Origin of the sequence: Leptothrix ochracea, from assembly GCF_041083635.1 — a bacterium.
Classification (GTDB): Bacteria; Pseudomonadota; Gammaproteobacteria; order Burkholderiales; family Burkholderiaceae_C; genus Sphaerotilus; species Sphaerotilus ochraceus.
The window spans coordinates 72,461-81,151 of sequence record NZ_JBFPHB010000024.1 but is presented as its reverse complement, the minus strand read 5'-3'; the positions used below and the strand labels follow the sequence as shown (position 1 = coordinate 81,151).

Annotated in this window: 6 protein-coding genes and 1 tRNA gene; 1 reads left to right on the top strand and 6 read right to left on the bottom strand. The window is 59.0% G+C overall.

What is annotated here, in order from left to right; translation table 11 throughout:
• Nucleotides 1–123: 123 nt before the first annotated feature.
• The 6 genes from AB3X39_RS10090 to hemC form a co-directional block, all read right to left on the bottom strand.
• On the bottom strand, nucleotides 124–789 hold the full coding sequence (locus AB3X39_RS10090; protein ID WP_369417247.1) for a YecA/YgfB family protein: 666 nt from the start codon (nucleotides 787–789) through the stop codon (nucleotides 124–126).
• A 394-nt stretch (nucleotides 790–1,183) separates the two neighbouring features.
• Nucleotides 1,184–1,260 (bottom strand) — tRNA-Arg (locus AB3X39_RS10085).
• A gap of 35 nt (nucleotides 1,261–1,295) precedes the next feature.
• Nucleotides 1,296–2,543 (bottom strand): heme biosynthesis HemY N-terminal domain-containing protein, encoded by a 1,248-nt coding sequence (locus AB3X39_RS10080; protein WP_369417246.1) that lies wholly within the window; start codon nucleotides 2,541–2,543, stop codon nucleotides 1,296–1,298.
• Between the two features lie 20 nt (nucleotides 2,544–2,563).
• On the bottom strand, nucleotides 2,564–3,703 hold the full coding sequence (locus AB3X39_RS10075) for a uroporphyrinogen-III C-methyltransferase (protein ID WP_369417245.1): 1,140 nt from the start codon (nucleotides 3,701–3,703) through the stop codon (nucleotides 2,564–2,566).
• A 204-nt stretch (nucleotides 3,704–3,907) separates the two neighbouring features.
• Nucleotides 3,908–4,729: a uroporphyrinogen-III synthase gene (locus AB3X39_RS10070; protein WP_369417244.1), complete on the bottom strand. Its 822-nt coding sequence runs from the start codon at nucleotides 4,727–4,729 to the stop codon at nucleotides 3,908–3,910.
• Between the two features lie 15 nt (nucleotides 4,730–4,744).
• Nucleotides 4,745–5,716, bottom strand: a complete 972-nt coding sequence (gene hemC / locus AB3X39_RS10065) for a hydroxymethylbilane synthase (RefSeq protein WP_407069388.1) — start codon at nucleotides 5,714–5,716, stop codon at nucleotides 4,745–4,747.
• A gap of 141 nt (nucleotides 5,717–5,857) precedes the next feature.
• On the opposite strand from hemC, the gene ppc reads away from it, so the two are divergent.
• Nucleotides 5,858–8,614, top strand: a complete 2,757-nt coding sequence (gene ppc / locus AB3X39_RS10060) for a phosphoenolpyruvate carboxylase (protein WP_369417249.1) — start codon at nucleotides 5,858–5,860, stop codon at nucleotides 8,612–8,614.
• Nucleotides 8,615–8,691 lie beyond the last annotated feature (77 nt).

The window sequence follows — 8,691 nt, the reverse complement described above, 5'->3', positions numbered from 1 at the left end:
CACACTTATCGGCTGCAAATTTTTAAAGAACTTCTCGCCGTCTTGCGAGTCGCTAATCAGTCAGTGATCAGCAGAGAAACGAGATTTTGCCTGTAAACGTAATCCCTGTCAAGGGTGTGGGTATTAAAAGTTCTTCCGGGTCGCCCAACTCAATTGGGCAATCGCAACCACCGTTTCAACCAAATCCTCGATCGCCTCATCCAAAGTCGCCAGAGGATGCTCTTGATCCAGAGCCTCGGTGCACGCCAACTCCTCCTCCGTTTGCTCCGGCAAATGCCGTAACAAGCAAGCCATCAGATCAGGCAAGCCCGGGGCACGCAGATCACCCAAACCCGGGAACAGGTCCTGCGCATGCTCAAACCCAAGCACCCAGCCGCCTAACGCCTCCTGAATCGCCGACTTACCACGCAATACGGGCGCGCCGCGAGCATCCGTCGGCACAGCAACAATCGGACTAAACCAACCATCACCGGATAAAGCAACCTCCATCGCGGCATACCGCCTCAAGACCAGCGCAGCAAGCCCAGGAGCCCGCGACCGACCCCAATCAGGGTGCCCATCCTCAAACACCCCCGCACCCGACTCACCAAAATTCCAATCAAAAACCGCCGGCAACCATTGAGCAGGCATCACCGGATGGGGCGATAACAGAACACCACACAAGAACCCATCCAAAGAAACGATATCCAACGGCTCCAGATACGGGGGCAACGCCATCAACCCATCCTCAAGGATCGCCAACTCCGCCTCCAGAAGATCACCCCGACCCCGCATATCCACGCTGCTCATGACACCCACCTAAAGACAAATCACAGGCGACGATCAGATCATAAATTCCACACTTTGGCCCCGATTCACGCATAAAAAAACCACCTGCTCATCGCAGGTGGTCAAAGACGAAAATAGCTCGCCACTTCAAATCAAGCTAGGGCTTCGCAGGCTTTTTATCAATGATCCGCGTAAGACACCCACCCAACCAGAAGCAAAATTATCAAGAGTCGTTCCGTGTGACAGCAACGGAAGCGACTTTACAAAAACACTTTTCATAGAGACATCCCCATTTCGGTGGAGCATGCGTAACAAAAAGCAACAGAATCAAGGGCCCAAGCCGCACCCACAAACACCCAGCACCGAGAAGCCCATGAAAAAAGCCAGCACCACAAAATAGTGCTGGCTTTTTATTTGGTGCGGCTGGCAGGATTCGAACCCACGACCCCTTGGTTCGTAGCCAAGTACTCTATCCAACTGAGCTACAGCCGCTGAAGTTCATAACTATAGCACGGATTTTTTAGTGGTCAAGAAATTTTGATCACTTCATCAAAACAATTTTGAGCGCGCTCCAAATCACCCTCTCGCTCGGCCAAATGACCAAGAGCCCGCCATGCCTTCATACGTGTCGCAACATCAGCCTTGGTTGATCCCGCCGTAAATTCCAGCAACCGCCGCGCTCGCCCCCAAAGCTGTCGCTCGATCAAGGCCGCTCCAGCCGCATAGGCCACCATCGGATCCTGTGGGCAGGCCTCCACAGCCGCTTCTAAGAGGCCCAGCCAATCCGCAGGCAATTCATCAAGCACCAAAACCAAGGCGTGAGCCAATGCCGCGCGTTCGAGCTGACCGTAACCCGAGCATTGCTCCCAGTGCGGCTTGAGCCAGAGTCGGGCATCCGTGGTATTTCCAAACCCTGCTGCACGCTCAACGGCTCGCGCGGCCACCATCGGATCCCGTCGATCCGAGGGTTCGAGGTCGTTCCAAATCCGCTGCACCTGATCAAAATCACGCCCCGCATCGATGGTTTCCAAGGCCAGCGAACGCAAGAGGCCCTGTGCAGCCAATGGAGCGAACCCTTGGTGCTTGGCCAACAATCGCGCGGTATGCAGCGCCTCCTTCGGCTCTCGTGCCAAGCGCGCCGCCTGCAAGCGCAAGCGCAAGGCCTGCGTACGCCGACCAACACCCGGGGAAAGGACCGCCAACTCCTGCATCGCCCGGGAGGCATCCCGATCATCCAAGGCCCACTCAATGGCCAGAAGGTGCGCCCCTTCGGCAATCGTTGTGCTTTCAGACCGGTTTGCCACCAGAGATCGAACACGCTCAATCGCCGCATCACGACGCGAACGATCTTGTAATCGATGCAGACTGTGCGCCGCCAACAGCTGCATCAAAGCCAGAGACTCCATATCCGAGGACAACTCAGGGGTGGACTCATGCAAGCTCATCGCTCGACGGGCGGAACGGTAGGCACGCGTGTATCGGGCGGCAAAGAAATAGGCCAATGACTCCCGAAATGCCGCCTGTGCAGCCAACTCGCGACGTGAACTGCGCCAAGCCTGTGCACGGCGCGGCAAATCGATCAATGTTGTCGAAGCTCGAATCACCGCAAACCCGACCAAAAGGACCGCCAACAACAACACGATGGCAAAGTTCAGGCCCAGTTCAATCCGATAGGGCGCCCAGTAAATCGACACCAATCCATCGTTGAGGCCAAACGTCTCCGCCGAGACAGCCGCCAGAACAAACAACAACAATAGCCAGACAATGCCTCGCACAGCCGCCCCTTCATTGGCTTTCAATGACCCGCCGTTGCCGCCGCGATGGCCGCAAGGGTGGCTTCTGGCTTGGGCACGCCCACTTGCTGGCTTTGGGTGGTCACCTGCTTGAGGGACTCCAACACCACTTGGGTGCGCCGCGATCCAAGATCAAAGTAGCGTCCCAAGGTTTGAGTCACTTGCATCAAGTCAGCACGAGCCACATCGGATTGATGGGACAAGAGCGCCAACCGTGCATTCATCACCCTCAATTTCAGGTTTTCTCGCAGGAAATACGCTTGGTCCGGTGCAATCAGCATGGCCTCAGGGCGATCGATGCGAGTGACCCGAATCAGCCCCTTCATATCGTTCCAAATCTGATGGGCCAAAGACTGACCTTCCGAAAACAACGGCCCCCAACCAAGAGAACTGCCCCCCCCTTTGGATGCAGCCCCCCCCACCATCGGTGCAGTCGTAGTCGTGGTCGCAGCAACGTTTATAGAGGGTCCTGGCGTTTGAGGTCGCGCCTCCAACTGATTGAACATGGGCAATTCATCGATCAGCCGCACGACTTCATCCAATCGAATCAGCAGCGCACCCACATCGGCAACACCAACGCTGCGGATGCGATCTAAATCACCCGCGATGGCACGACGGACCCGCTCTAAACGGGGTTGATTCACGCGTGTCAGCCGTTCATCAGCGGCACGCAGTGCTGCCACCAAAGGCTCGGCGCTGCCCGTGATGGCTGTCTGCTGCAAGGCCACCCGCAATCCGGCGTCTACATCGGTCAATAGATTTTCATCGCGCGAACGGGCCAGCGACTGCATCAATTCTTCAACTTGCGTGCGCTGCAAGGCGACTTCAGCCAGTCGGTTTTCCAGCAACGACACCTTCGCCGCCGCATCTCGGGTCTGGTCTTGCGCTTGGCGAGCCAGTAAACGCGCCTCACCAGCTTGATCCGCACTGGTTTGCTGCCGCCGAACAAGCTCTTGTTCGAGGGTCGCAAACTGATCTTTCAGCGACCCAACGCTCCAAAGGGCCGCACTACTCACCAGCAACCCCACACCCAACACAACCGCCGCCCAGACGGGTGATTGGCGCGCGATCAAACCCTGTTGGCCAGCAGTGGGAGCAGCAGACGTGCCCGCGCCCGATGGCATCGGGGATCGAACATCCAAGGGAGAAGGCGCATTTGAAGGCACCGAAGGTAAGCGATCTGGTGAATGAGAAGAGGGCTCGCCAATGGCAGGACGAGTCGGCTCGAACGCGGGGCGATCAAGCGAAGGGGGCTCGGCCAGCACCGAGTCACGACGAGGAGAAGACGTTTCGTTCACGGGGCAATGGGCGGGGAAGGGACGACCGCAGATGCGCGATTGTATCGATCAAGGCGGTGTATCACGATCTGCATGTAAAGCGTGAATGATCTGAGCAGGATCCGGGACGGACAAACGAACGGCGCTAAATCCATGCTCCAACGCAGTTTGAGCAATCCGCTCATGCGTAGCAACCACCATGGCGGCACGCACACCCGCAAGGTCATCGGAAGCACGGGAAGTGGCATGCAGCACATGCTGCATCAGATGACGAATGGCTTCTGAGCTGCTGAAAAGCCACGCATGGCGGCCAGGGTTTGCCGCCAACTGCGCCACAAGTGCGCTCGCAGCCGCATCCCACACAGGCCCGAGTCGCTGGTAAGCGCACAACGCGTGGACATCCGCTCCATGCTGCTGAAGGGTCTCCGTGAGCCAATCGCGACCGGCTTCGCCGCGCACAATCAACACTCGCTGCCCAGCCCAGTGCAGGCTCACCAACACTTGCGTCCACAAGGCCTCAGCATCAAATTGGGGTGACTGGGGTGACGGCGCGGCGATCCGTGCTTGGGGAACTCCATGGGCTTGCAACGCCGCCACCGTGCCCATACCTGTCGCCCCCGCCAAGGTCAGCTCAGGCCAAGACGCGCCGGCCGGCCGGCGCTGGAAAAACTGAGCCACCGCATTGGGACTGACAAACATCACCAACCGATGTGCCGCCAATGTTCGCCAAGCCTCGGCAGCAAGATGTGCGTGTGCCGGGGCCCCCTCAATGCGCAGCAGCGGCAGCGCCATCGCCGGCTGCTGCAAAGCATGCAAACGCGCGACCCAAGCGTCAGCCTGCGGCTGGGGCCGGGTCACCACCAAAGTCACAAAGCGACCCGCTGGCGGCATGAAGAAAACTCAGTCTTAGGCCGTCGCCGACGGCAAAGCGGCCAACAGCGCATCGCCACCTTGGCTGCGCAATTGCGCCACCACCGCCAGACCCAGCGCTTCAGCTTGCTCAGTGGTGATCACTTCTGCTTGGGCCATCGCACGGACCAAAGGGACCGTGGCATCGCCCGGATGACCAAGAAGTGCATCCAACTGCAAGACCGAACCGTTCCAGCGCGCGTGAGCCGCCAAAGGCATGCTGCAACTGCCTCCCAAGGCCCGCGAGACGGCACGTTCGGCGTGCACGGCCAACCAAGTCGGTTGATGGGTCAGGGTTTGCATGGCGGCGGAGATTTCGACAGCATCTTGACGAATTTCCAAGCCCAAAGCCCCTTGCCCAGCTGCTGGCAACATTTCATCGAGTTCCAGGCAGCTGCGAATGCGCTGCGCCAATCCAAGCCGTTTCAAACCAGCTGCGGCCAAGATGATGGCGTCGTACTGACCTTCATCGAGCTTGCGCAGGCGCGTATCCAAGTTACCGCGCAAAGGCTGCACATCCAAATCGGGCCGACGGGCTTTGAGCTGCACCACCCGCCGCAGACTGGAGGTTCCGACACGAGCACCGTGGGGCAAATCAGCCAAGCAAGCGTGGTTGTTCGAGACAAAGGCGTCGCGGGGATCTTCTCGGTCCAAAACCGTCACCAACACGAAGCCTTCGGGCATGTCCATCGGGACGTCTTTGAGCGAGTGCACGGCCAAATGGGCCCGACCCTCTTCAAGCGCCACCTCCAGTTCCTTGACGAACAGCCCCTTACCACCCACCTTGGACAAGGCGCGGTCAAGGATCTGATCGCCACGGGTCGTCATGCCCAACAAATCAACCGACCAGCCGAACCGAGCGGCCAACAGGTCACGGACGTGCTCGGCTTGCCACAGGGCCAGACGACTTTCACGGGTAGCAATGGTGCAAGAAAGGGTGTGCGTAGTCATGGCGCTATTGTCCCGCATGTCGCACCACGATCAGCGCACGCACGGATGGTAGGATGTGATCAGAAACAAAGTTACCAACTTTTCCTGTTTGAGGTTTCAATGCCACGCGCCAAAAGCACGCTACCGACACCCCCAGAAACCTTGCTCGACACGGAGGCCATGCAAGCCAGTGCTGCTGAAAAGAATCGACCCTTGGTCGAAGACATTCGACTGCTGGGTCGTTTGCTCGGCGACGTGATCCGCGAACAGGAAGGTCAAGCCGCCTTCGAGCTGATTGAGCGCGTGCGCCAACTCTCGGTCGCCTACCGACTCAAGCGCGATTCCAGCGCCGGCAAGGCGTTGGATCGCTTGTTGAAAAATCTGACCGGCGACCAAACCGTCAGCGTGATTCGCGCCTTCAGCTATTTCTCGCATCTGGCCAACATCGCCGAAGACCGCCACCACGTGCGTCGGCGAGAACACCATGAGGAACAAGGCCATCTGCACGAAGGCTCGCTGACCATGAGTTTCGAGCGCTTGGCCCAAGCCAATATCCACGCTGATCAAATCGTTCATGCGCTGGACCACGCCTACATCTCGCCCGTCCTGACGGCACACCCCACCGAAGTCCAACGTAAAAGCATTTTGGATGCCGAACGGGCGGTGGCGGAACTGATTGGCCGACGGGACACCCTGGGTTCAGCCTCTGATCGACGCGACAACGAAGAATTTTTACGCGCGCGGATCACCCAGCTGTGGCAGACCCGCATGTTGCGCTACACCAAGCTCACGGTTTCAGATGAGATTGAGAACGCGCTGAGCTACTACCCCGCGACCTTTCTGACCCAGTTGCCCCGGCTCTATCGCGAAATCGAACAAGCCTTGCCTGGCCACCCCATTCCGAATTTCTTGCGCATGGGCCATTGGATCGGTGGCGACCGCGATGGCAATCCCAACGTGACCGCCGACACGCTTAAACGTGCGCTCTCTCGGCAATGCGAAACCGCGTTGCGCTACTACTTGACGGAAGTGCATGCTCTCGGAGCCGAGCTGTCGGTGTCACAGATGCTGGCACCTGTCACCGCCGCCATGCAAGCGCTGGCGACCCAATCGCCAGATCAGAATGCCCATCGCGAAGATGAGCCTTACCGTCGTGCGCTGATCGGTATCTATGCCCGCTTAGCCGCCACGTTGATGGCCTTGACCGGCACAGAGGCCCTGCGCCATGCGGTTGCCCCCCAAAAACCCTACGCTGACGCCGAGAGTTTCTTGGCTGATCTGCGCACGATTGAGGCCTCGCTCAAGTACCACCACGCTCAAGCCATGATCGTGCCGCGTTTGGCCCCGCTGATGCGGGCGGTGCAGGTGTTTGGCTTTCACCTCGCCACGGTTGATTTACGCCAAAGCTCGGATCAACACGAAGCGGTGGTGGCGGAGTTACTGCGCGCGGCCAAGGTCGAAGCGGATTACAGCGCGCTGGATGAGGCCGCTCGCCGTGACTTGCTGCTACGCCTACTCAACGACGCACGCCCGTTGCGCTTGATCGCAGGGGAGTATTCCGAGCACACCCGCAGCGAGCTGGCGATTTTCGAAACCGCCCGTTTGATGCGCACGAGCTATGGCCGCCATGCCATCCGGCACTACATCATTTCGCACACCGAGACCGTGAGCGACTTGCTCGAAGTACTGCTGCTGCAAAAGGAAGTGGGCCTGATGCGCGGCACGCTCGATGAAAGTGCAACGGCCGATCTGATCGTGGTGCCGTTGTTCGAAACCATCGGCGACTTGCGCAACGCCGCACCCATCATGCGCGAGTACTACGCCCTGCCCGGCATCGCGGCCATGATGGCCCGCTCCGGCAACGAGCAAGACGTGATGCTGGGCTACAGCGATAGCAACAAAGATGGCGGCTTTTTCACCAGCAACTGGGAGTTGTATCGCGCCGAGATCGAACTGGTGGAACTGTTCGACGCCCTGCGACGCAAAAACGGTCTGATCCTGCGCCTGTTCCATGGCCGAGGCGGTACCGTCGGCCGAGGCGGCGGCCCCAGCTACGACGCCATCTTGGCGCAACCTCCGGGCACCGTGAACGGCCAAATCCGCCTGACTGAACAAGGTGAGATCATCGCTTCCAAGTACGCCCACCCTGAAATTGGCCGACGCAACCTCGAAACCTTGGTGGCGGCCACGCTGGAAGCCACGCTGCTGCATCCCACGCAAAGTGCCCCGGCGACGTTCTTAGCGACGGCAGAGGCCCTGTCCGAAGCCAGCATGAAGGCCTACCGGCGCATCGTCTACGAGACCGAGGGCTTCACCGATTACTTCTTCGCGGCCACGCCCATTCGGGAAATTGCCGGCCTCAACATCGGCTCACGCCCGGCATCACGCAAAGCCACCCGCGCCATCGAAGATCTGCGCGCCATTCCCTGGGGCTTCAGTTGGGGTCAGTGCCGCATCGCTTTGCCCGGCTGGTGTGGGTTTGGCTCGGCGGTCAAAGATTTGCTGGCCACCGATGCCAACAAATTGGCCTTGCTACAGCAGATGTACCGCGAGTGGCCGTTTTTCCGCACGCTGCTGTCCAACCTTGACATGGTGCTGGCCAAAACCGATTTAGCGATTGCTGCGCGCTATGTTGAACTGGTCGAAGACCGTGAACTGGGGGAAACCATCTTCAAGGCGATCCAAGATGAATGGCATCGAACCCAAGAGGCCCTGAGCCAGATCACCGGAGACACGCAACGCTTGGCGACCAATCCAAGCTTGGCCCGATCCATCGAACACCGGTTCCCGTACTTGGATCCGCTCAACCACTTGCAGGTCGAATTGCTGCGTCGCTTCCGACTCCGTCGCGAGGATCATCCGGGCATGGAACGTATTCAGCGCGGCATTCATCTATCGATCAACGGTATTGCGGCCGGATTGCGCAACACGGGCTGACCGCCCGTCTCACAACAAAGTCGTAACTAGACCGACAATCCGACTTCGCCGGCGCGATCGGGCCGGAAAGGAACTGT